The organism is Pseudomonas sp. S3E12 (assembly GCF_001702295.1).
Taxonomy (GTDB): domain Bacteria; phylum Pseudomonadota; class Gammaproteobacteria; order Pseudomonadales; family Pseudomonadaceae; genus Aquipseudomonas; species Aquipseudomonas marginalis.
In genome coordinates, this window is sequence record NZ_MBDT01000020.1 from 1 (window position 1) to 25,468 (window position 25,468).

The following is a 25,468-nucleotide window of genomic DNA, read 5'->3' on the forward strand; positions in this document are numbered from 1 at the left end:
GAAACCCCACACTACCATCGGCGATGCATCGTTTCACTGCTGAGTTCGGGATGGGATCAGGTGGTTCCAATGCTCTATGGTCGTCAAGAAATTCGGGTACTGAGTCGTGGCCAGCGGGCCTCGCTTCAGCAAATTGGGTATGTGACAGCTGTCGGTGTTTTGTGAAATCTCGAACTTTCGGTTCATTGCGTCTTCACACACCGCAATCTGGCCTTTCGACGCAAATTGCTTGGGTGTTATATGGTCAAGCCTCACGGGCAATTAGTATTGGTTAGCTCAACGCCTCACAGCGCTTACACACCCAACCTATCAACGTCGTAGTCTTCGACGGCCCTTCAGGGGACTCAAGGTCCCAGTGAGATCTCATCTTGAGGCTAGTTTCCCGCTTAGATGCTTTCAGCGGTTATCTATTCCGAACATAGCTACCCGGCAATGCCACTGGCGTGACAACCGGAACACCAGAGGTTCGTCCACTCCGGTCCTCTCGTACTAGGAGCAGCCCCTCTCAAATCTCAAACGTCCACGGCAGATAGGGACCGAACTGTCTCACGACGTTCTAAACCCAGCTCGCGTACCACTTTAAATGGCGAACAGCCATACCCTTGGGACCGGCTTCAGCCCCAGGATGTGATGAGCCGACATCGAGGTGCCAAACACCGCCGTCGATATGAACTCTTGGGCGGTATCAGCCTGTTATCCCCGGAGTACCTTTTATCCGTTGAGCGATGGCCCTTCCATACAGAACCACCGGATCACTAAGACCTACTTTCGTACCTGCTCGACGTGTCTGTCTCGCAGTCAAGCGCGCTTTTGCCTTTATACTCTACGACCGATTTCCGACCGGTCTGAGCGCACCTTCGTACTCCTCCGTTACTCTTTAGGAGGAGACCGCCCCAGTCAAACTACCCACCATACACTGTCCTCGATCCGGATAACGGACCTGAGTTAGAACCTCAAAGTTGCCAGGGTGGTATTTCAAGGTTGGCTCCACGCAGACTGGCGTCCACGCTTCAAAGCCTCCCACCTATCCTACACAAGCAAATTCAAAGTCCAGTGCAAAGCTATAGTAAAGGTTCACGGGGTCTTTCCGTCTAGCCGCGGATACACTGCATCTTCACAGCGATTTCAATTTCACTGAGTCTCGGGTGGAGACAGCGCCGCCATCGTTACGCCATTCGTGCAGGTCGGAACTTACCCGACAAGGAATTTCGCTACCTTAGGACCGTTATAGTTACGGCCGCCGTTTACCGGGGCTTCGATCAAGAGCTTCGCGTTAGCTAACCCCATCAATTAACCTTCCGGCACCGGGCAGGCGTCACACCCTATACGTCCACTTTCGTGTTTGCAGAGTGCTGTGTTTTTAATAAACAGTCGCAGCGGCCTGGTATCTTCGACCGGCATGGGCTTACGGAGCAAGTCCTTCACCCTCACCGGCGCACCTTCTCCCGAAGTTACGGTGCCATTTTGCCTAGTTCCTTCACCCGAGTTCTCTCAAGCGCCTTGGTATTCTCTACCCAACCACCTGTGTCGGTTTGGGGTACGGTTCCTGGTTACCTGAAGCTTAGAAGCTTTTCTTGGAAGCATGGCATCAACCACTTCGTTAACTAAAAGTTAACTCGTCATCAGCTCTCGGCCTTAGAATCCCGGATTTACCTAAGATTCCAGCCTACCACCTTAAACTTGGACAACCAACGCCAAGCTGGCCTAGCCTTCTCCGTCCCTCCATCGCAATAACCAGAAGTACAGGAATATTAACCTGTTTTCCATCGACTACGCTTTTCAGCCTCGCCTTAGGGACCGACTAACCCTGCGTCGATTAACGTTGCGCAGGAAACCTTGGTCTTTCGGCGTGGGTGTTTTTCACACCCATTATCGTTACTCATGTCAGCATTCGCACTTCTGATACCTCCAGCAAGCTTCTCAACTCACCTTCACAGGCTTACAGAACGCTCCTCTACCGCATCACTTACGTGATACCCGTAGCTTCGGTGTATGGTTTGAGCCCCGTTACATCTTCCGCGCAGGCCGACTCGACTAGTGAGCTATTACGCTTTCTTTAAAGGGTGGCTGCTTCTAAGCCAACCTCCTAGCTGTCTAAGCCTTCCCACATCGTTTCCCACTTAACCATAACTTTGGGACCTTAGCTGACGGTCTGGGTTGTTTCCCTTTTCACGACGGACGTTAGCACCCGCCGTGTGTCTCCCATGCTCGGCACTTGTAGGTATTCGGAGTTTGCATCGGTTTGGTAAGTCGGGATGACCCCCTAGCCGAAACAGTGCTCTACCCCCTACAGTGATACATGAGGCGCTACCTAAATAGCTTTCGAGGAGAACCAGCTATCTCCGAGCTTGATTAGCCTTTCACTCCGATCCACAGGTCATCCGCTAACTTTTCAACGGTAGTCGGTTCGGTCCTCCAGTTAGTGTTACCCAACCTTCAACCTGCCCATGGATAGATCGCCCGGTTTCGGGTCTATTCCCAGCGACTAGACGCCCTATTAAGACTCGCTTTCGCTACGCCTCCCCTATTCGGTTAAGCTCGCCACTGAAAATAAGTCGCTGACCCATTATACAAAAGGTACGCAGTCACCCAACAAAGTGGGCTCCCACTGCTTGTACGCATACGGTTTCAGGATCTATTTCACTCCCCTCTCCGGGGTTCTTTTCGCCTTTCCCTCACGGTACTAGTTCACTATCGGTCAGTCAGTAGTATTTAGCCTTGGAGGATGGTCCCCCCATATTCAGACAAAGTTTCTCGTGCTCCGTCCTACTCGATTTCATGACTAAGAGATTTTCGCGTACAGGGCTATCACCCACTATGGCCGCACTTTCCAGAGCGTTCCGCTAATCTCAAAGCCACTTAAGGGCTAGTCCCCGTTCGCTCGCCACTACTAAGGGAATCTCGGTTGATTTCTTTTCCTCAGGGTACTTAGATGTTTCAGTTCCCCTGGTTCGCCTCTTGCACCTATGTATTCAGTACAAGATAACCATCTTATGATGGCTGGGTTCCCCCATTCAGACATCTCCGGATCAAAGTCTGTTTGCCGACTCCCCGAAGCTTTTCGCAGGCTACCACGTCTTTCATCGCCTCTGACTGCCAAGGCATCCACCGTATGCGCTTCTTCACTTGACCATATAACCCCAAGCAATCTGGTTATACTGTGAAGACGACATTCGCCGAAAATTCGATCATACTCAATTAAGAGCCACTCACAAATTTTACCTTAGCCTGATCCGTTACCAGTGAAAGTAACGTTCAGTCTATCTTTCTATCACATACCCAAATTTTTAAAGAACGATCTAATCAAAGACTAGAAATCAACATTCACCATCATACTGATGGAATGCTCATTTCTAAGCTTTCATAACGCAGAAGCAGTAGTGGTGGAGCCAAACGGGATCGAACCGTTGACCTCCTGCGTGCAAGGCAGGCGCTCTCCCAGCTGAGCTATGGCCCCGTATTTCTACAGGCGTTTCCCACACAAAATTGGTGGGTCTGGGCAGATTCGAACTGCCGACCTCACCCTTATCAGGGGTGCGCTCTAACCAACTGAGCTACAGACCCAATTTCGGGCTGCTTCTTTATCGTCTTCTTCAATGAATCAAGCAATTCGTGTGGGAACTTATGGAGCAGCTGATGTCGTCGATTAAGGAGGTGATCCAGCCGCAGGTTCCCCTACGGCTACCTTGTTACGACTTCACCCCAGTCATGAATCACACCGTGGTAACCGTCCTCCCGAAGGTTAGACTAGCTACTTCTGGTGCAACCCACTCCCATGGTGTGACGGGCGGTGTGTACAAGGCCCGGGAACGTATTCACCGCGACATTCTGATTCGCGATTACTAGCGATTCCGACTTCACGCAGTCGAGTTGCAGACTGCGATCCGGACTACGATCGGTTTTCTGGGATTAGCTCCACCTCGCGGCTTGGCAACCCTCTGTACCGACCATTGTAGCACGTGTGTAGCCCAGGCCGTAAGGGCCATGATGACTTGACGTCATCCCCACCTTCCTCCGGTTTGTCACCGGCAGTCTCCTTAGAGTGCCCACCATGACGTGCTGGTAACTAAGGACAAGGGTTGCGCTCGTTACGGGACTTAACCCAACATCTCACGACACGAGCTGACGACAGCCATGCAGCACCTGTCTCAATGTTCCCGAAGGCACCAATCCATCTCTGGAAAGTTCATTGGATGTCAAGGCCTGGTAAGGTTCTTCGCGTTGCTTCGAATTAAACCACATGCTCCACCGCTTGTGCGGGCCCCCGTCAATTCATTTGAGTTTTAACCTTGCGGCCGTACTCCCCAGGCGGTCAACTTAATGCGTTAGCTGCGCCACTAAGAGCTCAAGGCTCCCAACGGCTAGTTGACATCGTTTACGGCGTGGACTACCAGGGTATCTAATCCTGTTTGCTCCCCACGCTTTCGCACCTCAGTGTCAGTATCAGTCCAGGTGGTCGCCTTCGCCACTGGTGTTCCTTCCTATATCTACGCATTTCACCGCTACACAGGAAATTCCACCACCCTCTACCATACTCTAGTCAGTCAGTTTTGAATGCAGTTCCCAGGTTGAGCCCGGGGATTTCACATCCAACTTAACAAACCACCTACGCGCGCTTTACGCCCAGTAATTCCGATTAACGCTTGCACCCTCTGTATTACCGCGGCTGCTGGCACAGAGTTAGCCGGTGCTTATTCTGTCGGTAACGTCAAAACCATCACGTATTAGGTAATGGCCCTTCCTCCCAACTTAAAGTGCTTTACAATCCGAAGACCTTCTTCACACACGCGGCATGGCTGGATCAGGCTTTCGCCCATTGTCCAATATTCCCCACTGCTGCCTCCCGTAGGAGTCTGGACCGTGTCTCAGTTCCAGTGTGACTGATCATCCTCTCAGACCAGTTACGGATCGTCGCCTTGGTGAGCCATTACCCCACCAACTAGCTAATCCGACCTAGGCTCATCTGATAGCGCAAGGCCCGAAGGTCCCCTGCTTTCTCCCGTAGGACGTATGCGGTATTAGCGTCCGTTTCCGAACGTTATCCCCCACTACCAGGCAGATTCCTAGGCATTACTCACCCGTCCGCCGCTCTCAAGAGAAGCAAGCTTCTCTCTACCGCTCGACTTGCATGTGTTAGGCCTGCCGCCAGCGTTCAATCTGAGCCATGATCAAACTCTTCAGTTCAAACATCTTTGGGTTTTTAAGAAACCCTAAACTTGGCTCAGCAATCGTTGGTTATTCTTTGATTTCTCGCGGAGTAACTTGTGATGCTGATAATCTTGTTGACTATCAGTCTGACTCCACAAGCACCCACACGAATTGCTTGATTCAGTTGTTAAAGAGCGGTTGGTTAAGAGCTTTCGTCTCAACCGAGGCGCGCATTCTACAGCAGCCTCATTTGCTGTCAAGTGATTATTTTCAGAAGCTTTCGAAGATTTCTTCAACAACTTCAACCACTTGCGCTTGCGATCTCTCGTTAGCGGGAGGCGAATTCTACAGCGTTACACGCTGCTGTCAACACCTCTTTTTTCTCCGCTTTCGACCGAGAAGATCGAATCGTTAATAGCGTCAAACAACACGACCCTACCAACTTCTTCTGGGCCTCGATGAACTGAAGCAATCCGCTGCCTTATTCTGCATAACTCATTGTTTACCAATGAGTTTTACGTTTCGACTGCGCCGGAAGTGGGGCGAATTATAGACTTCCAGGATCTGCCGTCAATACTTAATTTAGCTTTTTCTATCAAAGGGCCTGCCAACCTATAAATCCCTCTATATATAGAAGGTCTCGTTGTCGAATTGAGCAATATATTGCTCAAATCCGAACAGTTAAGCATCATAGCGGTCCCTGATTCTCGAATATGACCTCGGACGAACGCCCCAATGACCACCTCCCCCCGCAGCTTGGCCTCGGCGTTGTTTCCTGTCGGCCTGCTGTTGATCGCCATGGCCTCCATCCAGTCCGGAGCCTCACTGGCCAAGAGCATGTTCCCGATTGTCGGAGCCCAGGGCACCACAACCCTGCGCCTGATCTTCGCCAGCGTAATCATGTTGCTCATCTTGCGACCATGGCGCGCCAGGCTGACCGCAAAATCCCTGCGTACAGTGGTTGTATACGGCATGGCCTTGGGCGGCATGAATTTCCTCTTCTATATGTCCTTGCGCAGCGTTCCGTTGGGCATTGCCGTAGCCCTTGAATTCACCGGACCGCTCGCCGTCGCGATCTACGCGTCGCGCCGAGCGGTAGACTTCCTGTGGATAGCACTCGCTATCATCGGCCTGCTCCTGCTGATCCCCACGGGGGAAGCCAGCAGCGGAATCGACCTGGCCGGCGCGACCTATGCTTTGGGGGCGGGGGCTTGCTGGGCACTCTACATTCTGTTCGGACAGAAAGCAGGCAACGACAACGGCGTCCAGACCGCCGCCCTGGGCGTAATGATCGCTGCCCTGTTTGTTGCGCCCATCGGCATTGTCCACGCCGGTACCGCACTACTGACCCCGGCATTGATCCCTGTCGCCATTGGTGTCGCGATTCTGTCCACTGCACTTCCCTACACCCTGGAGATGGTAGCGCTGACACGCCTCCCCGCCCGCACATTCGGAACGCTTATGAGCATTGAGCCTGCTTTCGGTGCGCTCTCAGGACTTTTCTTCCTGCAGGAACATCTATCCCTACCGCAATGGCTGGCCATAAGTTGCATCATCATGGCCTCGGTAGGTGCGACGTTGACAATGCGCAATGACTCCAAGCCGCTGGTTCCGGCGGATTGAATCATCTTTGAAAGTTGCTCTGGTATTTGCCGCGTATTTAGGCCATGTTTAAACTGCAAACGAATGTCATTCATGGAGTTTTTCGACAAGGACAGCGCGAACGCTACACTCGAGAGCGAGTAGAGCCGACTTCGAGCATTGTGAAGCGGCTATATAAGGATGGGAATGAAGCGAATTTTGATACTGTTAATGGTCGTGGCCCTTGCTGGCTGTGCCGCGACTACCAAGACAGAAGTAAAACGCGGCAAAAAAGGGCTGCATATCAACTGTTCCGGCCTGTCTTCTTCCTGGGACCAGTGCTACACCAGTGCAACCAACTCTTGTGGCGCGAAGGGCTACCGGGTTATCGCCAAGTCCGGTGACAATTCCGAGGAACCAGGGGACTACCCCTTCGGCCTAAACCCTGCCGGCTATACCAGCCGCAGCATGATCGTTATCTGCAAGTGATCTCCTCCGAGCAGTCACCAGCGACTGCTCATCCACATGCCTGATACAACCTCACCCCAACGCGGCGCTGCAACTGAATTATTGCAGCTCCTGATTTTGCAACAGATCAAATAGCCGTCGTGCGCACCTGCAACCACTCCAACGCAGCACCGCTGAGTAGCGGGCTCAGACGTTCACGCACCTGGGCGTGATAGGCGTTGAACCACTCGCGCTCTTCCACCGTGAGCAGCGACGGCTCCAGGCAACGGGTGTCGATCGGGCACAAGGTCAGGGTTTCAAACGAGAGGAACTCACCAAACTCGGTCTTGCCTGCCTCGCGGTTCAATACCAGGTTCTCTATACGCACGCCCCAACGTCCAGGGCGGTAGGTGCCCGGCTCGATGGAGGTGATCATCCCTGGCTGCATCGCGGTTTGCGGCGCAGTGGCGGCCTGGTAGGCGATCACTTGTGGGCCTTCATGCACATTGAGGAAGTACCCTACGCCGTGCCCGGTACCGTGGCCGTAGTCCACGCCTTCGGCCCAGATCGGCGCACGGGCAATGGAATCCAGCAGCGGCGATAGAATGCCTTTGGGGAAATGCGCACGTGACAGTGCAATCACGCCCTTCAGCACACGGGTGCAGTCACGTTTCTGTTCGTCGCTCGGCGTACCGATAGGCACCATCCGCGTGATATCCGTGGTACCGCCCAAATACTGGCCACCCGAGTCGATCAGCAGCAAGCCGTCGCCTTCGATTACCGCATGCTCTTCTTCGGTGGCGTGGTAATGCGGCATGGCCCCATTGGCATTGAACGCTGCGATGGTATTGAAACTCAGCGACACGTAATCGGGGCGACGGGTGCGCGCAGCCGTCAGGTGTTCATCAATGGTCAATTCAGTGATGCGTTCACGTCCGAGTGCACTGTCCAGCCAGGCGAAGAATTCGCACAGCGCCGCGCCGTCCTGTTCCATGGCTCGGCGGATGTGCTCCGCGTCCGCCAGGCTCTTGCGGGATTTGGCCAGCGTGGTGGGGTTCAACCCTTCGATCAGCTTGACGCCGGCATCCAGGTTTTCCAGCAGACCGGCAGTAACGCGGGCCGGGTCAACCTGCATGCTGGCGCCCGATGGCACCGCGCGCAGTGCATCCGCCACGTCGCTGTAGTCGCGCAACGTCACACCATCCTGCGCAAGCACCGCACGCAGGTCCGCGTCGACTTTACTCAGCGCCACAAACAACGTGGCCTGTTGTTGATTGATCAACGCAAACGACACAAACACCGGGTTAAACGAAACATCGCCGCCACGCAGGTTGAACAGCCAGGCGATGTCATCCAGGGTGGCGATGAAGTGCCAGTCGGCGCCCTTCTCTTTCAAACTGGCGCGCAGTGCGGCAAGTTTATCGCCACGGCTGACGGTCGCTTGCGGTGGCAGATGCTGATAGATCGGCTGGCTCGGCAGGCTCGGACGGTCCTTCCAAACTGCATCGAGTACGTCGATATCGGTCCGCAGGCGCGCCCCGCGCTCTGCCAGCCTGGCGCCCAAGGTGCGCGCCGACGCGACAGCCATGACCGCACCGTCCACCGCCACCACACCGCCTTCCGGCGTCTGCTCGGCCAGCCACTCCAACGGCCCGGGTTGGCCCGGTTGCAGCTTGACCAATTCAATGCCACTGCCCTTGAGCTCCTTGGTCGCCTGTTCCCAGTAACGGCTGTCGGCCCAGACACCGGCGAAATCCGCAGTGACAATCAGCGTGCCTACCGAGCCATGGAACCCCGACAACCATTGGCGCCCCTGCCAGTAACCCGGCAAATATTCGGACAAATGCGGGTCAGCCGATGGCACCAGCAGGGCGTGAATGCCCTCGCGGCTCATCAGTTCGCGGGTGTGCGCCAGGCGCTGGGGAACCGTTCCATGGGTCAAAGGCTGCGTACTCATTGTGTCTCCTGCTAACCACTAATAATTGTTATGTGAAAATCAGACGGCCCAGAACGCCGGTGCGCTGGCCAGTGCGGCCTTGATCAATTGCACGGCCTGGTCGATGTCCTGCTCGGTGGTAAACCGGCCCAGGCTCAAACGTATGGTGCGGCCGGCAGAACGTGCGTCAAGGCCCAACGCAAGCAGCACGTGGGAAGGCGCATTGCTCGCGGAGTTGCAGGCCGAGGTCGCCGAAAAGGCGATGCCCGCACTCAACGCAGCAGCGTCGAATTCACCTTCGCTGAACGTCAGGCTGAGGGTGTGAGGAATGCGCTGCGCAGGGCTGCCATTGAGGCGCACGCCACCGAGCGTATCCAACTGCTCCAGCAGGCGCTGGCGCAAGGCCGTGATGACTACCTTCTCCTGCGCAAAAGACGCCGCCGCCAAGGCGAATGCCGCGCCCATGCCCGCAATCTGATGAGTGGCCAGGGTACCGGAGCGCAAGCCCCCCTCGTGGCCGCCACCATGAATCTGTGCCGACACTTTCTGTTGCGCCCGAGGGCCGACATACAGCGCGCCAATCCCCTTGGGGCCATACAGCTTGTGCGCGGAAAACGACATCAAATCCACCGGCCACTGCGCCAGGTCGATCTCCACCTTGCCCGCGCCCTGCGCCGCGTCGACATGCAACAACGCGCCATGCTCACGCACGCGCGCGCCGATGGCGGGGATGTCATTGAGGGTGCCCAGTTCGTTATTCACCAGCATCAGCGATACCAGAAAGGTGTCTTCACGCAATGTCTCGCTGACGGCGTCGGCGCTGATCAACCCGTCGGCGTCCGGCACCAGGTAAGTCACGGCCACACCGGCTTCCTGCAACTGGCGCGCGGTATCCAGCGTGGCCTTGTGTTCAATCTGGCTGGTGATGATATGCCCGCCCGCCACGCCACGCGCCTGGGCAACGCCCTTGATCGCGAGGTTGTTGGACTCAGTAGCGCCGGAGGTCCAGACGATCTGTTCAGGCTGTGCGCCGACCAGTTCGGCCACCTGGCGACGCGCCTGCTCAACCGTTTGCCGGGCCGCCTGGCCGAACGCGTGGGAACTGGACGCGGGGTTACCGAAATTGGCATTGAAGCCCAGACACTCGACCATCACCTGGATGACGCGTTCGTCCACCGGGGTGGTAGCGGCGTAGTCGAAATACAGCGGACGTTTATTCATGACAGTCAAGACTCGCAGAGCAGGTTCCCGAGAGCAGCGTCTCAGGGGCATCGGCCGGAACAGAGGTCGTCAGGTTTACCGGATCGAATGCCATTAAAGAAGGACAACTTTAAGTAAATGTGCGTAGGAACGCTCCTGAAATTCAGCTTAACAGGCTGAAGTCGTGCCATGGCAAACAAAAAGCCCGAGGTTCCTTTAAGGGAAGCCTCGGGCTTTTTGCTGCGCAGTACCAACTCAACTGGGACGACCATGCAAAACCACGTTGCGCTCGGCGTTCATTTCGCCCTGGCGATCAAATCCGAAGGGCTTCTGTGGCTGGCCGGTCAGTGCGGCGCGCTGCTGTTGATATTCATCAAACGACAAGCCACGACGGCTCAGCGCTTCCAGGGCCAGTTGCTTGCTCTCTTCGGCCGTGTAGGGACGCAATTCCGGCGATGGATGGCTCGCACACCCGGCGAGTACGGCGCTGACAATCACTAAGCAAACAGCAAGAAATCGGTTCATGGCGGTAGCCCTGGAAAGAAGGTTTCGAGTCAATGAACACAGGCTACTCCCGACCTCACAGAGTGAAAAATCACCGTCCGTGATAGTCGCTATCAACCGCCAACGCACCCTCGATAGCTCCTCCTTATATTTCCTTATGATCTATAAATATGGAAATACGTTCATTTACGGAATAAATGCAACGCTCTATAAAGGACTTGCACCGCAACTGCACTGTTCGCCACGCAACTGTTTGCCAGGCAACAGCCATTCAACAAATCACCAGTCAGACAACAGCAGCATTTTTCAGCAGTGAACCTGCAACCCACGCCAATCAAGGCCTGCACCCGTTGGTACAGCTCTTGCTCAACAGGTTGCACTCCACCTGCTATGAACCACTGTTGATAAAGGAACTGTTCATGACCCGTCCCCTGAATGTCGTTGCCCTCTCCGGCGGAACCTGGCGCCCGTCCCGTACCCTCGTGCTGACCCAAGCCGTACTGGCTGAATTGGCGACCTTGCTGCCGATCCAGACCACCCTGATCGAACTGGGCGACATTGCCCGGCCGCTCGGTGGTGCGCTGTCACGGGATGAGTTGCCCGCCGAGGTCGAAGCCCAACTGGTGGCCATCGAACAGGCCGACCTGCTGATCGTCGCCGCACCGGTCTATCGCGGTTCCTACCCTGGCCTGCTCAAGCATCTGTTTGACCTGGTTGGCCTCAACGCCCTGATCGACACCCCGGTATTACTCGCAGCCACCGGCGGCAGCGAACGCCACGCGCTGGTTCTCGATCACCAACTGCGGCCGCTGTTCAGCTTCTTCCAGGCCCTGACCCTGCCGATCGGGGTGTACGCCACCGAGGCCGACTTCACCGATTACCAAATAACCAGTGAGCCCTTGAAGGGCCGTATACGCCTTGCGGCAGAACGCGCAGCGCCGTTGTTTGCAGCGCACTCCCCCTCTCTGCTGAAAATCGCTTAAGGATTGGTCATGGATGTTTTCTGGTTTCTGCCAACACATGGCGACGGTCATTACCTGGGCACCACCCAAGGTGCACGGCCGGTCACCCTCAATTATCTGAAGCAAGTCGCGCAGGCGGCTGACAGCCTGGGTTACCACGGCGTGCTGATTCCTACCGGCCGCTCGTGCGAAGACTCCTGGGTCATCGCCTCGGCGTTGGTGCCGCTGACCGAACGCCTGCGTTACCTGGTGGCAATTCGCCCGGGCATCATCTCGCCGACCGTTTCTGCGCGCATGGCGGCGACCCTGGATCGCCTGTCCAACGGTCGCCTGCTGATCAATGTGGTCACCGGCGGTGATCCCGACGAGAACCGCGGCGACGGCAGCTTCCTCGACCACAGCGAACGCTACGAAGTCTCCGACGAATTCCTGCAAATTTGGCGCCGCGTATTGCAGGGCGAATCAGTGGACTTCGAAGGCAAACACCTGCGAGTGCAGAACGCCAAGGCGCTTTACCCTCCGGTGCAAAAGCCTTATCCACCGTTATATTTCGGCGGTTCCTCGGATGCCGCCCACGACCTCGCCGCCGAACAGGTGGATGTGTACCTGACCTGGGGCGAACCGCCCGCCGCCGTCGCCGAAAAACTCGCGGATGTGCGTGAACGCGCTGCCCGCCACGGGCGTACGGTGAAGTTCGGCATTCGTCTGCACGTGATCGTGCGCGAGACCGAAGAGGACGCGTGGAAAGCCGCCGACAAGCTGATCGAGCACATCAGCGACGAAACCATTGCCGCCGCACAAAAATCCTTCTCGCGCTTCGACTCCGAAGGCCAGCGCCGCATGGCCGCCTTGCATGACGGGCGCCGCGACAACCTGGAAATCGCCCCCAACCTGTGGGCCGGTGTCGGCCTGGTACGCGGCGGTGCCGGTACCGCGCTGGTGGGCAACCCCCGGCAAGTAGCCGAGCGCATCAAGGAATACGCCGACCTGGGCATCGAAAGCTTCATCTTCTCCGGCTACCCGCACCTGGAAGAAGCCTATCGCTTTGCCGAGCTGGTGTTCCCGCTGCTGCCGGAACCCTATGCCAGTTTGGCCGGACGCGGCATCACCAACCTCACTGGCCCGTTCGGCGAAATGATTGCCAACGATGTTCTGCCAGCCAAGGCCTGATCGGCGCAGCGGCGGGAGCGGCATTGGTCGTTCCCGCTTATAAAGAGGAAAACCCGTGACAGCCAAACCCCATAGCGTCCTGCCATCACCGTTGCAGACCGCCAGACTGCTGGCCGCCGAATTCGCCCTCACTGCCGTCGAGCGCGACGAGCGCGGTGGCACCCCCAAGACCGAACGTGACGCCCTGCGCCAAAGCGGCCTGCTGGCCCTGAGCATTCCCACCCAATACGGCGGCCTCGGCGCCCGCTGGAGTGACACCCTGGCCATCGTGCGCGAGTTCGCCAAGGTCGACAGCTCCATTGCCCACGTCTTCGGCTTCCACCACCTGATGCTCGCCACCGTGCGCCTGTTCTCGCGGCCGGACCAATGGCAACCCTGGTTCGAACAGACCGCGCGCAAAAACTGGTTCTGGGGCAACGCCCTCAATCCATTGGACACACGCACCGTGGTCAAGGACTTCGGCGGCTGGCGCGAGTTCTCCGGCAAAAAGAGCTTCTGCTCCGGCGCCAGCGACTCGGAAATGCTGATTGCCTCGGCGGTGGATGAAAGCGCCGGCGGCAAGCTGCTGATCGCTGCCATCCCCAGCGGGCGCAGCGGCATCACCCTGCACAACGACTGGAACAATATCGGCCAGCGCCAGACCGACAGCGGCAGCGCCAGCTTCGAACGGGTGCGCGTCGAGGAGTCGGAATTGCTGCTCGACCCGGGCCCGCTGAGCACGCCTTTTGCCTGCCTGCGCCCGCTGATCGCCCAATTGACCTTCACCCATATGTTCCTCGGCATCGCCGAAGGTGCCTTCGAAGAAGCGCGCAACTACACGCTCACCGAGACCCGTTCCTGGCACAAGTCCTCAACCGAAGACGTGCGCCAGGACCCTTACGTACTGCATCACTACGGCGAATTCTGGGTGGCCCTGGAGGGTGTGCGCCTGTTGGTGGAACGCGCTGCCGAGCTGCTCGACCAGGCATGGGCAAAAGGCCCCAACCTCAGCGAAAACGAACGCGGTCAACTGGCGATTGCCATTGCGACCGCCAAGGTCGCCGCCACCCGCCAAGGCCTGGACCTGTGCAGCCGCCTGTTTGAAGTCACCGGCGCGCGCTCCACCCACGCATCCCTGCGCCTGGATCGTCATTGGCGCAACCTGCGCACACAAACCCTGCACGACCCGGTGGATTACAAGCTCCACGAACTGGGGGACTGGGCGTTGAACCTATCCCTGCCGATTCCGACGTTCTACTCATAAAAAGAGGTGCCCATGCAGCTTCTAACCTTACCGCCCTCGCCCGCCCTCGCGACGTCGATCCGCGCCACGGCCCAGGTCTTCGAAGACCCGAAATCCAGGGCGCTGCTCGACCACATCCAGCAAGTGGCACCCAGCGAAGCCAGCGTGCTGATCATCGGCGAGACCGGTACCGGTAAAGAGCTGGTGGCGCGCCACATCCACAACCTCAGCGCGCGGCGCAACCGGCCGTTCGTTGCGGTGAACTGCGGCGCGTTCTCCGAATCCCTGGTGGAAGCCGAGTTGTTCGGCCATGAAAAAGGCGCGTTTACCGGCGCCCTCAGCGCCAAGGCAGGCTGGTTCGAAGAGGCCGATGGTGGCACCTTGTTCCTCGATGAAATCGGCGATTTGCCGATGCCCATCCAGGTCAAGCTGCTGCGCGTCCTACAGGAGCGCGAAGTGGTGCGCCTGGGGTCGCGTAAGAGCATTCCGATCGATGTGCGGGTACTGGCCGCCACCAACGTGCAGCTGGAAAAGGCCATCAACGCCGGGCATTTCCGCGAAGACCTCTACTACCGCCTCGACGTCGTCAGTCTCGAGCTCAGCCCGCTGCGCGAGCGCCCCGGCGATATCCTGCCGCTGACCCGGCATTTTATCGAAGCCTACAGCCAACGCCTGGGCTACGGCCCGATCACCATCAGCCGCGAGGCCGAACACAAGCTAAAGAGCTACAGCTGGCCGGGCAACATCCGCGAATTGGAAAACGTGATCCACCACACCCTGCTGATCTGCCGTAACGGTGTGATCGAACGCGACGACCTGCGCCTGTCAAACATGCGCATCGAGCGCCAGGACGACAGCCAGCACGGCACCGACAACAGCGCCGAAGCCTTGCTGGAGCGCGCGTTTCAAAAGCTCTTCGAAGAACAGGCCGGTGCCCTGCACGAAAAGGTTGAAGACGCGCTATTGCGCGCCGCCTACCGCTTCAGCCATTACAACCAGGTGCACACCGCCAACTTGCTGGGCCTGAGCCGCAACGTCACGCGCACACGCCTGATCAAGATCGGCGAGTTGGCGGTGAACAAGCGTCGCCCTGGAGAAAACGTGCAGGGCGAGCGCATGCTGCACCTATCCATTTAGGCGACAGTGCAACGCGTTGTCATGGCTGCGTTCGAAACTGCGCAATACCTGGAACGAACCAAAGGTCACGGCCGTGGCCTGGTGGGCGCGGATCAGCGTCCAGAAATCTTCCTCGCCGTGTTCAAAGCATTGGAACGCCGCTTCGCCGTCCTCGCGGGAGCGCCATTGCAGGTAATTGAGCACCCGCCGCCCGTCTTCGCTGACCTGCACGCTCGCATTGATAAAGCCGCCATGGCCCTGGGCCAGGCGTTCACTTTGGGTGGACAAGGCCGCCACCAGCGCCACTTGTTGCTGGGGTTCGATGTGAAACTCGATCAGTTGAGTGAAACTGCGATTCTTCTCTGATACCTGCATGAACACTCCCCTTTCTCTGTAGGCAGAATCTTGTGATTCGATACCACGCAGGGTAAAACCTCTAGTTAAGTCAAGGTCAAGCGCTTAATTGGAGTTTTCATGGTTACCAAAGAGCTCACCGTCGGCCAACTGGCAGCCCGTAGCGGTGTAGCTGTTACGGCCCTGCACTTCTACGAAACCAAGGGGCTGATCAAGAGTCATCGCAATGCCGGCAATCAACGACGCTATCCACGGGATGTACTGCGTCGGGTGGTGGTGATCAAGATCGCCCAGCGCCTGGGAATTCCACTGGCGACGATTGGCGAGGCATTGCAGACGTTGCCGGAAGGGCGCACGCCCAACGCTCAGGATTGGGAGCGGTTGTCCGCGCTGTGGCGGGAAGACCTCGATGAGCGCATCCATAAGCTGATGCTGCTGCGGGACAAACTCACCGGTTGTATTGGGTGTGGATGCTTGTCGCTGGACGCGTGCCCGTTGCGCAACCCGGATGACCAGCTTGGTGGGCGCGGGCCGGGGGCGCAATTGCTGGAGCCTGGCTGAACGCCCCCTTGTCGGGGCCCTCGGAGCCCTTGATGGGCATGGCCTATAGTGAAGAGGCCGTGCCTCCACAACCACAATCAAGGAGAACGAAATGAGCGTTAAACCGATTCCCGAGGGTTATCACAGTGTCACGCCCTATATGGGCATCGACAAAGCTTCAGAGGCTATCGAGTTTTACAAAAAGGCCTTCGGCGCCACTCAAATCACGCGCCTGGACATGCCCGATGGCAGGGTCGGCCATGCCGAACTGCGCATTGGTGACTCAGCGATCATGCTGGGCACGCCCTGCGATGAGATGTCCCTGAGCAATCCGGCTGAACGCACCAGTGTCGCTTTGCATCTCTATGTGAACGACGTAGACGCACAGTTCAAACAAGCCGTCGCAGCGGGCGCCAGCGTGGTGTCCGAACCAGAGGACCGATTCTATGGCGACCGTTCGGGCAGCGTGAAGGATCCATACGGTCACCTTTGGTACCTCGCCACCCGCAAGGAAGACCTCAGCGAAGAACAGATCCGTCAGCGCGCCATGGAAATGTTCAAGCAAGGCTGAGCACCGGGGCCGGTCCGCCGGCTCCTACCCCACTTCATGAATACCCCCACGCTGTAAAAAACCGCTGGATGTGAACCTGAAACATTTTCTTTCATATCCACCTTGGGGATTTCTCATTCTCATCCGTCTTAATTTAGATACAGCCGGTCGCGTCAGCAAAAGCTACGACTGGCTTTTTACGGGCCTCCCTCGCCCTCCTCTGATCAAGACCCCCTTTCACATGTCGAAGAAGTCACGCTCAAAACTCTGGTTTCTCGTCCATAGCTGGCTGGCCTTGCCCATCTGGTTCTTTGTACTGATTGTCTGCGTCACCGGCACCCTGGCGGTGGTCAGCCAGGAAATCGTGTGGCTGGCCAACCCGGACATCCGTGCGAGCAAGCCGTCGGATGATGCGCAACCACTGAGCTACGACCGGGTCATCGCCGCCATCAAGCGCGACGAACCCCAAGTCTTCGTCCAATCGATCAGCCGCCCGGATGAATCCCACTTCGCCCTCAGCGTCGACCTCAGCTACCCGGACGGGCGCTCGGTAGAGGTCTACGTCAACCCATACACGGGGGCGATCCAGGGCATCAGCCCGTCGTTCAACTTCCGTCAGTTCACCCGCGCCCTGCACGGCTGGTGGCTGGTGCCGTTTACCAATGGCTTCAGTTGGGGCTGGTACCTGGTGTCGCTGCTCGGCTTGCCGTTGCTGGCCTCACTGGTCACCGGCCTGGTGGTGTACAAACGCTTCTGGAAAGGCTTTTTCAAGCCGACCCTGCGTATCCGCCACGGCGCGCGGATTTTCTGGGGCGACTTCCACCGCCTGAGCGGTATCTGGTCGATCTGGTTTATTGCGGTGATTTCCATCACTGGCACTTGGTTCCTGATCCAGGCAATCCTGGGTGACAACCAGATCTCCATCTCCAGCGAGCCCATCGCCCCGGTGATCGCCCGCGAAAAAGTCCCAACCTCAGCCCCCGGCGTGCCTGCGCCGATGATTCCGGTGGATGAGGCGATCGCGATCGCCACCCAACGTATCCCAGGGCTGGAGGCGAGTTTCGTGAGCCTGCCGCTCAATGCCTACAGCCACCTGCAAATCGGCGGGCGGGGCTGGTACCCGCTGATGTTCCAGACCGCTCAGATCAACCCGTATGACGGTGAAATCGCCTCGTCGCACCTGCTGTCCGACCGCACCAAGCTGGAGTTCGTCACCGAGTCCATGCGCCCCCTGCACACCGGCGACTTTGGCGGGTTGTGGATCAAGCTGATCTGGGCATTCTTCGGCCTTGTGCTGAGCATGATGGTCTTGAGCGGCCTGTTGATCTGGACCAAGCGCACGGCCCTGGCCACCCTCAACGCTCTCAAGCGTGAGGCCAAGACACAACGTGCGCCGGCAGCCATTCCGGCCATGCAGTCTGAAACCTCGGAGGCCAACCCATGAGCAAGTCCGCCAACGCTACCCCGCCTTCACCGTTGCGGACCTTTTGGCTGAAATGGCGTTTCCACATCAATGTCCTGCTGTTGCTGGTACCGCTGGGCTTCATGCCCAAGTACTTCGCCGATGCCGCGCTGTTTCGCGGCGACACCGGCATCGGCGAGCGGGTGGCCGGCGACGTACAGGTCGGCCCCTGGAGCCTCACGCTGGCCGAATTTCGCAATGAAGGCCCGCGCCCCGACCCGGCCGGCCCGATGAAGTCCTTCAACGCCGCCCTCTGCGCCACCTGCGCCGACCAGGTCAAGGCCACGTACCTGCGCATCGGCAAGCCGCGCAGCCTGCGTGCCGCCGGGGTGATCTTCTTCGGTACCCCGTATCGCATGGGTGCGGGCCTGCCCGTGCCGGAGCGTACCCCCGTCGACGCCGAACTGTGGGTCACCATGGAAGGCTGGGACGGCACCATGCACCAGGGTTCCATCCCGCTGAGCCAGGCCTCGCCTGCCACCATTGCCTGGCTGAACAAGCAAGGAGTCAAACCATGATGTTCAAGCACCTGTCCCGCGCCGCGCTGTTGCTGTGCGCCGGTTTCAGCACCACCGTCTTTGCCCATAACCCGATGTGCGAATGCAAGGAAATCCCCGGCGAGCAGATCCAGTGCAAAGGCGGTTTCTCCGACGGCAGCGGTGCCCCCGGCGTGACCCTGGATGTGATCGGCTATGACGAAACCATCCTGGTGCCCGGCAAGCTCGGCCAGGACTCCACCCTGACCTTCAAGAAACCGACCGCCGAGTTCTACGTGCTGTTTGATGCAGGCCCCGGTCACGTGGTGGAAATCGACCAAGCGGATATCCAGCCTCAATGAGTACGACACAGGTTGTTCGCCCCGCCGGTGCCGGCCACGAAACCCTCTACGTACTGCTGCTGTGCCTGATCATCCTCGCGGTGGCCGGTACGGTGGTGGCGCTGCACGGTGAAACCCAGGCAGTCGCGACGCTGCCCCGCCATCAGCTGGATGCCCGCCGCGACCTGAGCGCCGCCGAACAAGGCATCTACGCCGACCTGCGGGTCACGCTGGATGAAATCCACTTGCTGCAGCAGGAGCAAAGCGCCCTGCCTGGCCCCGAGCAACTGGCCGAAGAAGGCTTCGCGCCCTTTGCCCAGGACGCCAGTTCGGTCAGCCGCGGCGACCATCGCTGGCAGTTGTTGGCGAATTCGGCCTACTTGGGACTGAGCCAGACGCCGACCACCAGCGGTTCACTGCTGATGCGCGTACAGGGCAGCGAGCCGGATATCTGGCTCAACCGCAGCACACACCTGGCCGCCCCCTCCGACCTCACTGACCAGGCGCTGATCGCAGCCGGCTGGCAGCAGGTGGTCGCGCAATTCGATGCCGGCGTCACCCGCCAGCACCGTCACTGAACGAGAAGACCGATTGCCCATGTCTATTTCATCGCCCCTGTTGCGCGTGTTTCTGGTTGGCCTGTTCAGCCTGATACTCGCCCCCCTCGCGAATGCCGAAGCGGCCAAACGCCTGCGTATCGGCATCACCCTGCACCCTTATTACAGCTACGTGGCCAATATCGTCGGCGACAAGGCCGACGTCGTGCCGCTGATCCCGGCCGGCTTCAATCCCCACGCCTACGAGCCACGCGCCGAAGACATCAAGCGCATCGGCACCCTGGATGTGATCGTGCTCAACGGCGTCGGCCATGACGATTTCGCCGACCGCATGATCGCCACCAGCGAGCGCCCGGACATCCCGGTGATCGAAGCCAACACCAACGTGCCACTGCTGGCGGCCACCGGCAACGCCGCGCGTGGTGCCGGCAAGGTGGTCAACCCGCACACCTTCCTGTCGATCAGTGCATCGATTGCCCAGGTCAACAACATCGCCCGCGAACTGGGCAAGCTCGACCCGGACAACGCCAAGACCTACACCCAGAACGCCCGCGCCTACGGCAAACGCCTGCGGCAGATGCGGGCCGATGCCCTGGCCAAGTTGACCGGGGCACCCAACCCGGACCTGCGCGTCGCCACCGTGCACGCGGCCTACGATTACCTACTGCGCGAGTTCGGCCTGGAAGTCACGGCCGTGGTCGAACCGGCCCACGGGATCGAGCCAAGCCCCAGCCAGTTGAAGAAGACCATCGACGAACTGCGTGCCCTGGACGTCAAGGTGATCTTCTCGGAGATGGATTTCCCCTCCACTTACGTCGACACCATTCAGCGTGAATCCGGGGTCAAGCTGTACCCGCTGTCGCATATTTCCTACGGTGAATACAGCGCTGAAAAATACGAAGTGGAAATGACCGGCAACCTTAACACCGTGGTGCGGGCAATCCAGGAGTCGGGGGCATGACCGCAGCACAGCAACTTAAGGTCGCGAGCGTCGGCCCGACCCTCGACTTCGACCAGGTGTCCCTGACCCTGGGCCGCACCGTGATCCTCGACGGCGTGAGCTTCCAGGTGCAGCCGGGCAGTATTCATGCGCTGGTGGGCCCGAATGGCGGCGGCAAAAGCTCGCTGATCAAGACCCTGCTGGGGCAAACACCGCACCAGGGGCAACTGAGCCTGCAATGGCCGGGCACACCCGGCACCATCGGTTATGTGCCCCAGGCGCTGGAGTTCGACCGTGGCCTGCCGATGATGGTCGACGATTTCATGGCCGCCATGTGCCAGCGGCGCCCGGCGTTCCTGGGGTTGTCCAAACATTACGCCGCCGCGATTGGCGAGGCGCTGGAGCGGGTCGGCATGCAGGACAAGCGCAAGCGGCGCATGGGCGCGCTGTCCGGCGGTGAGCGCCAGCGGGTGTTGTTGGCCCAAGGGTTGATTCCGGCGCCGCAACTGCTGGTACTGGATGAGCCGATGTCGGCCCTCGACGAAGCGGGCATCCAGGTGTTCGAACGCCTGCTCAATGACTGGCGCCTGGCCGGCATCACCGTGCTGTGGATCGAGCACGACCTGGAAGCCGTGGGCCGCCTGGCCGACCGCGTCACCGGCCTGAACCGCCGCCTGCTGTTCGACGCCACGCCGAAAGAGGCGCTGACCCCGGACCGCCTGCTGACCCTGTTCTCTACCCATCCGCGGAGCCCGGCGCCATGAGTTATGAAGCGTTTCGCCTGATGGTCCAGGGCTGGGCCTCGTCCGGTTACCTGCCGGAGGCACTGGCCTATGGTTTTGTGGTCAACGCCCTGCTCGCCGGTCTGCTGATCGGCCCGGTGCTGGGCGGGCTGGGCACGCTGGTGGTGGTCAAGCGCTTTGCGTTTTTCTCCGAAGCGGTCGGCCATGCCGCACTGACCGGCGTGGCCGTGGGCATCCTGCTGGGTGAGCCCTACACCGGGCCCTATGGCAGCCTGTTCGGTTACTGCCTGTTGTTCGGCATCCTGCTCAACTACCTGCGCAACCGCACCGGCCTGGCGCCGGATACCTTGATCGGCGTGTTCCTGTCGGTGTCCCTGGCGTTGGGCGCCAGCCTGCTGCTGATCCTGGCGGGCAAGATCAACGTGCATATCCTCGAGAACGTGCTGTTCGGTTCGGTGCTCACGGTCAACGGCAACGACCTGCTGGTACTCGCGGTTGTCGGTTCGCTGGTGATGGCCCTGGCGCTGCCGCTGTACAACCGCATCATGCTCGCCAGCTTCAACCCGCAATTGGCGGCGGTGCGTGGCGTGGCGGTGAAGACCCTGGACTACCTGTTCGTGATCCTGGTGACGCTGATCACCGTGGCGGCAGTCAAGGTCATCGGCGCCATCCTGGTGGGCGCGCTGCTGGTGATCCCGGCTGCGGCGGCACGCCTGCTGAGCCAGTCGCTCAAAGGCTTCTTCTGGATCTCGGTGGTGATCGCCACCGTCAGCACCCTGTGCGGGATCCTGTTGCCGATCATCTTCGACCTGCCCATCCCCTCCGGTGCCGCGATCATCCTGATGGCCGGTATCGCTTTCGCCCTTGCCGCCGTCGCGCGGGGCACCGTGCCCAGCCTTAAAGGGAACCTTGGATAATGCGCTCCGTTCTTCAACCTCTGGCCCTGGCCATCGCTTGCTTGATCACCACGCCGCTGATGGCGGCCGACGTGGGCAAACCTGCTGCTCACGCGGCAAAACCGGTCAAAGTCCTGGCCTCGCTGCCGATCACCTACGGCCTGGCGCAGGTGCTGCTCAAGGGCACCGACGTGCAGCTTGAACGCGCCGCCCCGGCCAACCTGCCGGGCTCGCGGCAGGTGTCGTACTTTACCGGCCGTGGCGCGCCGGCATTGAACACCCTGGCCCAGGACGCCGACGCTGCCATCGGCGTGCGCTCGCTGTGGGCCGATGACCCGCTCTACCCCGTGGCACGGCGCAGCAATATCCGTATCGTCGAAATCGATGCGGCACGCCCGGTGGATGGCGGCCTGCCGGGCATCGCCGTGCAACCTGGCGTCGCCGACGGCTTGAACAGCCAGCCGTGGCAATCGAGCAACAACCTGGGGCGCATGGCCGATGTCCTGGCCGCCGACCTGAGCCGCCTGGCACCGGGCGCCAAGGCGAAGATCGACGCCAACCTGGCCGCCCTCAAGCAACGCCTGCTCAAGCTCAGCGCCGACAGCGAGGCGCGACTGGCCAAGGCGGACAACCTGAGTGTGGTCAGTTTGAGCGATCACTTTGCCTATCTGATCAGCAGTTTGAATCTGGAACTGCTCAGCACCGATGCCCGGCCCGACGCCGATTGGACACCTGAGGCGTTACAGAAGCTCAGTGCCGAGCTGAAGGACAACGACGTGGCCGTGGTGCTGCATCATCGCCAGCCGAGTGACGCAGTGAAAGCCGCCATCACGGCAGGCGGTTCAACGCTGCTGGTGTTGAACGTCGACGGCGCGGACCCGGTATCGGAGCTGGAGAGCAATGTGGACCAAGTGATCAAGGCACTCACGGTGCACTCACTGTAGGAGCGAGCTTGCTCGCGAAAAACCTGAGGGCGCTGCGGGGAGCCAGGCCTCCCGCGTCATCGTTGACATCTTTCGCGAGCAAGCTCGCTCCTACAGGAGGCCCCCCGATCACACCACATCCACACCGACATGAATCGCATCATGCCGCCAGAATTCCAGGTCGCAGTCGATCAAGCGCTGGTGCTGGTCATAATTGACCCGGGCGATCCGCAAGCCTGGGCTGCCCACCGACACACGCAATGCCGCCGCAGCTTCCACCGGCAATGAGGTCGGCACGATCTCGAAGCGCACCCGCCCGTAGTGCAAGTCGTACTTGCGCGCATACAACTCGGTCATCGACTGATTCAGGTCGCACTCGAGAATCCCCGGGAAATACTGCGGGTTCAGGTAGTGCTCCACATACAACACCAGCCGCCCGTCAATCCGCCGTCCCCGGCAGATCTGGATCACGCTGGACAACGCCGGCAGCTGCAACCACGCACACACCGCGGCCGAGGCCGGCTGCAGTCGCGCACTGATCACTTCGGTGGATGCCACTCGTCCCTGGTCGTTGACCATCGCGTGAAAGTGACTGCGCTGCATCAGGTTGTAGGCCAGGCGCGGCGGCGAGACGAACCAGCCACGACGCTCCTCACGATAAATCTGCCCTTGAGCCTCCAGTTGTAACAAGGCTTCCCGCACGGTAATTCGAGTGGTACCAAACAACTCGCTGAGCTTGCGCTCGGCGGGCAGCTTGCTTGCAGGCGGCAACAGGCCGTGGTCGATCTGCTCTTGCAGCGCCAGCCCGATGGATGTCACCGCCTTGATTGCCTCATCACGCATCAACGTTACCTATCTGGACTAGACCAGCACTGTTCAGGTGCACAAACCGCTGCATAAGTGGGCTTGCACGACTGCTTGCCAGCCTAGGCACTCCTGATGACCGACAGATGACAGTCCCTGCCCCGTCCCTGCACCACACCCTGCAATACATCGGCCAAGTCCAGTCGCTACGGGCACTTGAGCATGGTCTACGCTAAGTCTGCGCTGAGCGACATCAAGGTTTTAAAAACGACATCGACATGAAACTGTCATCCATCGCGTCTAGATTGGCTCAGGTATTGCTCTGACCTAGACCAACAACACCGTAGAAAACACCGCCGCGTTGAAAACGCCCAAAGGAGCTTCGGATGAAACAGCTTTTCCTGGCATCACTGTTAGGCTCGACCATTGCCATGTGCACCGCCGCCATGGCCGCTGATACCGATCTAAAAACCTTGGAGGCCGCCGCGAAGGCGGAAGGTGCCGTCAACAGCGTCGGCATGCCCGATGACTGGGCCAACTGGAAAGGCACCTGGGAAGACCTGGCCAAGACCTACGGCCTCAAGCACATCGACACCGACATGAGTTCGGCCCAGGAAATCGCCAAGTTCAAGGCCGAAAAAGACAACGCCAGCGCCGACATCGGCGACGTAGGCGCCGCCTTCGGCCCGATCGCGGTGAAGCAGGAAGTCACCCAGCCGTACAAGCCGTCCAACTGGGCCTCGGTGCCGGATTGGGCGAAAGACAAGGACGGTCACTGGGCCCTGGCCTACACCGGCACCATCGCGTTCATCGTCAACAAGAAGCTGCTGCACGGCTCCGAAGTCCCTACCAGTTGGGCGGACCTGCAAACCGGCAAATACAAAGTCTCGGTGGGTGACGTAAGCACTGCGGCCCAGGCCTCCAACGCCGTACTCGCCGCCGCCATCGCCAATAAAGGCGATGAAAAGAACATCGCCCCGGGCCTGCAATTCTTCACCAAGATCGCCCAGCAAGGTCGCCTCGGCCTGTCCAACCCGACCATCGCCACCATGGAAAAAGGCGAAGTCGAAGTGGGTATCGTCTGGGACTTCAACGGCCTGAGCTACAAAGCCAAGATGGCCAACCCGGATGACTACGTGGTGCTGATCCCATCGGACGGCTCGGTGAAATCCGGCTACACCACCATCATCAACAAATACGCCAAGCACCCGAACGCCGCCAAGCTGACCCGCGAATACATCTTCAGCGACGCCGGCCAACTCAACCTGGCCCGTGGCAACGCACGTCCGATCCGTGCCGAAACCGACCTGAAACTGCCGGCCGACATCGCCAAGAACCTGATCCCGGGCGAGCAGTACACCAAGGCCAACCCGCAGCCGATCAAGGATGCCGATGCCTGGGAAGCGACTTCCAAGAAGCTGCCGCAACTGTGGAACGAGCAGGTCATCGTAGAGATGAAGTAAGGGTTTATCCCACATTGGAGCTCCAGTGGAGATCCAATGTGGGAGGGGGCTTGCCCCCGATGACGGTGGATCAGCTAACAAATTCGTTGAATGACACACCGCTATCGGGGGCAAGCCCCCTCCCACATTTTTG

General features: G+C 59.1%; 22 protein-coding genes, 2 tRNA genes, 3 rRNA genes and 1 pseudogene. 17 read left to right on the forward strand and 11 right to left on the reverse strand.

Annotated features, from left to right (window positions below; genetic code table 11):
* The 5 genes from rrf to BB029_RS15515 form a co-directional block, all read right to left on the reverse strand.
* Nucleotides 1–88 (reverse strand): 5S ribosomal RNA (gene rrf, locus BB029_RS15495); the annotation flags it as partial.
* Nucleotides 89–240: 152 nt separating this feature from the next.
* A 23S ribosomal RNA gene (locus BB029_RS15500) occupies nucleotides 241–3,132 on the reverse strand.
* A gap of 249 nt (nucleotides 3,133–3,381) precedes the next feature.
* Nucleotides 3,382–3,457, reverse strand: a tRNA-Ala gene (locus BB029_RS15505).
* Nucleotides 3,458–3,487: 30 nt separating this feature from the next.
* Nucleotides 3,488–3,564: transfer RNA gene (locus BB029_RS15510), tRNA-Ile, on the reverse strand.
* Nucleotides 3,565–3,647: 83 nt separating this feature from the next.
* A 16S ribosomal RNA gene (locus tag BB029_RS15515) occupies nucleotides 3,648–5,184 on the reverse strand.
* 699 nt (nucleotides 5,185–5,883) lie between these two features.
* Between BB029_RS15515 and rhtA the strand changes: the two genes are divergently transcribed.
* Nucleotides 5,884–6,771 carry a threonine/homoserine exporter RhtA gene (gene rhtA, locus BB029_RS15520; RefSeq protein ID WP_065939873.1) on the forward strand — a complete coding sequence of 296 codons (888 nt, stop codon included), beginning with the start codon at nucleotides 5,884–5,886 and terminating at the stop codon, nucleotides 6,769–6,771.
* 165 nt (nucleotides 6,772–6,936) lie between these two features.
* Nucleotides 6,937–7,218 carry a hypothetical protein gene (locus BB029_RS15525; RefSeq protein ID WP_065939874.1) on the forward strand — a complete coding sequence of 94 codons (282 nt, stop codon included), beginning with the start codon at nucleotides 6,937–6,939 and terminating at the stop codon, nucleotides 7,216–7,218.
* 106 nt (nucleotides 7,219–7,324) lie between these two features.
* Here BB029_RS15525 and BB029_RS15530 read toward each other — a convergent pair whose 3' ends face one another.
* From BB029_RS15530 to BB029_RS15540, 3 genes are all read right to left on the reverse strand, one after another.
* A complete protein-coding gene (locus tag BB029_RS15530; protein ID WP_065939875.1) occupies nucleotides 7,325–9,133 on the reverse strand; it encodes an aminopeptidase P family protein in 1,809 nt (602 codons plus the stop codon).
* A 39-nt stretch (nucleotides 9,134–9,172) separates the two neighbouring features.
* Nucleotides 9,173–10,333 (reverse strand): cysteine desulfurase family protein, encoded by a 1,161-nt coding sequence (locus BB029_RS15535; RefSeq protein WP_065939876.1) that lies wholly within the window; start codon nucleotides 10,331–10,333, stop codon nucleotides 9,173–9,175.
* 234 nt (nucleotides 10,334–10,567) lie between these two features.
* Nucleotides 10,568–10,837 (reverse strand): hypothetical protein, encoded by a 270-nt coding sequence (locus BB029_RS15540; protein WP_065924558.1) that lies wholly within the window; start codon nucleotides 10,835–10,837, stop codon nucleotides 10,568–10,570.
* A 398-nt stretch (nucleotides 10,838–11,235) separates the two neighbouring features.
* On the opposite strand from BB029_RS15540, the gene msuE reads away from it, so the two are divergent.
* Genes msuE through BB029_RS15560 form a run of 4 tightly spaced genes read left to right on the forward strand, consistent with a single transcriptional unit; the run spans nucleotide 11,236 to nucleotide 15,307 of the window.
* Nucleotides 11,236–11,799: an FMN reductase gene (gene msuE, locus BB029_RS15545; protein ID WP_027607134.1), complete on the forward strand. Its 564-nt coding sequence runs from the start codon at nucleotides 11,236–11,238 to the stop codon at nucleotides 11,797–11,799.
* Nucleotides 11,800–11,808: 9 nt separating this feature from the next.
* Nucleotides 11,809–12,948 (forward strand): FMNH2-dependent alkanesulfonate monooxygenase, encoded by a 1,140-nt coding sequence (gene ssuD / locus BB029_RS15550; RefSeq protein WP_027607133.1) that lies wholly within the window; start codon nucleotides 11,809–11,811, stop codon nucleotides 12,946–12,948.
* Between the two features lie 55 nt (nucleotides 12,949–13,003).
* The gene (locus BB029_RS15555) at nucleotides 13,004–14,191 is read left to right on the forward strand and encodes an acyl-CoA dehydrogenase family protein (protein ID WP_065939877.1); all 1,188 of its coding nucleotides are present in this window, start codon (nucleotides 13,004–13,006) and stop codon (nucleotides 14,189–14,191) included.
* Between the two features lie 12 nt (nucleotides 14,192–14,203).
* A complete protein-coding gene (locus tag BB029_RS15560) occupies nucleotides 14,204–15,307 on the forward strand; it encodes a sigma-54-dependent Fis family transcriptional regulator (protein WP_065924541.1) in 1,104 nt (367 codons plus the stop codon).
* On the opposite strand, the gene BB029_RS15565 is transcribed toward BB029_RS15560, so the two are convergent.
* Nucleotides 15,296–15,661 carry an antibiotic biosynthesis monooxygenase gene (locus BB029_RS15565; RefSeq protein ID WP_065924540.1) on the reverse strand — a complete coding sequence of 122 codons (366 nt, stop codon included), beginning with the start codon at nucleotides 15,659–15,661 and terminating at the stop codon, nucleotides 15,296–15,298. The two genes, BB029_RS15560 and BB029_RS15565, sit on opposite strands and share 12 nt — an antisense overlap.
* Before the next feature lie 99 nt (nucleotides 15,662–15,760).
* Here BB029_RS15565 and soxR point away from each other — a divergent pair, with 99 nt between their 5' ends.
* From soxR to BB029_RS15615, 10 genes are all read left to right on the forward strand, one after another.
* Nucleotides 15,761–16,201 carry a redox-sensitive transcriptional activator SoxR gene (gene soxR, locus BB029_RS15570; protein ID WP_027607129.1) on the forward strand — a complete coding sequence of 147 codons (441 nt, stop codon included), beginning with the start codon at nucleotides 15,761–15,763 and terminating at the stop codon, nucleotides 16,199–16,201.
* A gap of 91 nt (nucleotides 16,202–16,292) precedes the next feature.
* Nucleotides 16,293–16,751 (forward strand): VOC family protein, encoded by a 459-nt coding sequence (locus BB029_RS15575; RefSeq protein ID WP_065939878.1) that lies wholly within the window; start codon nucleotides 16,293–16,295, stop codon nucleotides 16,749–16,751.
* A 220-nt stretch (nucleotides 16,752–16,971) separates the two neighbouring features.
* Entirely contained in the window at nucleotides 16,972–18,174 is a 1,203-nt protein-coding gene (locus tag BB029_RS15580; RefSeq protein WP_065939879.1) for a PepSY domain-containing protein, read from the forward strand.
* The gene (locus tag BB029_RS15585) at nucleotides 18,171–18,710 is read left to right on the forward strand and encodes a thiamine pyrophosphate-binding protein (protein WP_065939880.1); all 540 of its coding nucleotides are present in this window, start codon (nucleotides 18,171–18,173) and stop codon (nucleotides 18,708–18,710) included. Before BB029_RS15580 ends, BB029_RS15585 begins: the two co-directional genes overlap by 4 nt.
* A complete protein-coding gene (locus BB029_RS15590; RefSeq protein WP_065939881.1) occupies nucleotides 18,707–19,030 on the forward strand; it encodes a hypothetical protein in 324 nt (107 codons plus the stop codon). The genes BB029_RS15585 and BB029_RS15590 overlap by 4 nt, the downstream gene beginning before the upstream one ends.
* Nucleotides 19,027–19,587, forward strand: coding sequence for a DUF6162 family protein (locus BB029_RS15595; RefSeq protein WP_065939882.1), 561 nt, complete (start codon nucleotides 19,027–19,029; stop codon nucleotides 19,585–19,587). Before BB029_RS15590 ends, BB029_RS15595 begins: the two co-directional genes overlap by 4 nt.
* Nucleotides 19,588–19,606: 19 nt before the next feature.
* Nucleotides 19,607–20,527 (forward strand): metal ABC transporter substrate-binding protein, encoded by a 921-nt coding sequence (locus tag BB029_RS15600; protein ID WP_065939883.1) that lies wholly within the window; start codon nucleotides 19,607–19,609, stop codon nucleotides 20,525–20,527.
* Nucleotides 20,524–21,270 (forward strand): metal ABC transporter ATP-binding protein, encoded by a 747-nt coding sequence (locus BB029_RS15605; RefSeq protein ID WP_065939884.1) that lies wholly within the window; start codon nucleotides 20,524–20,526, stop codon nucleotides 21,268–21,270. Before BB029_RS15600 ends, BB029_RS15605 begins: the two co-directional genes overlap by 4 nt.
* Nucleotides 21,267–22,166 (forward strand): metal ABC transporter permease, encoded by a 900-nt coding sequence (locus tag BB029_RS15610; RefSeq protein ID WP_065939885.1) that lies wholly within the window; start codon nucleotides 21,267–21,269, stop codon nucleotides 22,164–22,166. Before BB029_RS15605 ends, BB029_RS15610 begins: the two co-directional genes overlap by 4 nt.
* Nucleotides 22,166–23,089 carry a metal ABC transporter solute-binding protein, Zn/Mn family gene (locus BB029_RS15615; protein ID WP_065939886.1) on the forward strand — a complete coding sequence of 308 codons (924 nt, stop codon included), beginning with the start codon at nucleotides 22,166–22,168 and terminating at the stop codon, nucleotides 23,087–23,089. Before BB029_RS15610 ends, BB029_RS15615 begins: the two co-directional genes overlap by 1 nt.
* Here the strand turns inward: BB029_RS15615 and BB029_RS34290 are convergent.
* Together BB029_RS34290 and BB029_RS15620 are read right to left on the reverse strand one after the other, a co-directional pair.
* Nucleotides 23,082–23,201 (reverse strand): annotated as a pseudogene (locus BB029_RS34290) (outer membrane lipoprotein carrier protein LolA); the annotation flags it as partial. The gene BB029_RS15615 and the pseudogene BB029_RS34290 sit on opposite strands and share 8 nt — an antisense overlap.
* Complete coding sequence (locus tag BB029_RS15620) at nucleotides 23,198–23,911, reverse strand: UTRA domain-containing protein (protein ID WP_053128712.1); 714 nt, start codon at nucleotides 23,909–23,911, stop codon at nucleotides 23,198–23,200. The gene BB029_RS15620 and the pseudogene BB029_RS34290, both read right to left, overlap by 4 nt.
* 347 nt (nucleotides 23,912–24,258) lie before the next feature.
* On the opposite strand from BB029_RS15620, the gene BB029_RS15625 reads away from it, so the two are divergent.
* Nucleotides 24,259–25,335: an ABC transporter substrate-binding protein gene (locus BB029_RS15625; RefSeq protein ID WP_027607118.1), complete on the forward strand. Its 1,077-nt coding sequence runs from the start codon at nucleotides 24,259–24,261 to the stop codon at nucleotides 25,333–25,335.
* The last annotated feature ends 133 nt before the right edge of the window (nucleotides 25,336–25,468 follow it).